We start from the raw sequence: 554 nt of genomic DNA, 5'->3' as shown, positions 1-554 counted from the left end.
CTGGACGATTTTCAGCAGTTGGAGGGGTGCAATGAGGTCCTGAATCTGACGCGCCCGGACATCGTCCGTTCGGTGCACGAGGAGTATTTCGCCGCCGGTGTCGACTGTGTGGGCACCAATACCTTCGGTGCCAACCACTCCGCCCTCGGCGAGTACGACATCCCCGAGCGCGTCCACGAGCTCTCCGAAGCCGGTGCCCGCGTCGCCCGGGAGACCGCTGACGCCTTCGCCGCCCGGGACGGACGGCAGCGGTGGGTGCTGGGGTCGATGGGTCCCGGTACGAAGCTGCCCACCCTCGGTCACGCCCCGTACACCACCCTGCGTGACGCCTACCAGCGCAATGCGGAGGGACTGGTGGAGGGCGGTGCGGACGCGCTGCTGGTGGAGACGACCCAGGATCTGCTGCAGACCAAGGCTTCTGTGCTCGGTGCCCGGCGGGCGCTGGACGCTCTCGGCCTCGACCTGCCCGTCATCGTCTCCGTCACGGTCGAGACCACCGGGACCATGCTGCTCGGTTCGGAGATCGGTGCTGCGCTGACCGCGCTGGAGCCGCT

1 protein-coding gene is annotated in these 554 nt (G+C 68.4%); it reads left to right on the top strand.

The features are described from left to right. Positions 1–554: homocysteine S-methyltransferase family protein (locus HZS56_RS37855; RefSeq protein WP_216725331.1), on the top strand; the 554-nt coding region annotated here is incomplete at both ends.

This window comes from Streptomyces mayonensis, from assembly GCF_018982965.1.
GTDB lineage: Bacteria > Actinomycetota > Actinomycetes > Streptomycetales > Streptomycetaceae > Streptomyces > Streptomyces mayonensis.
The sequence above is the reverse complement of the archived record's forward strand: the minus strand, read 5'-3'. Positions and strand labels throughout refer to the sequence as shown.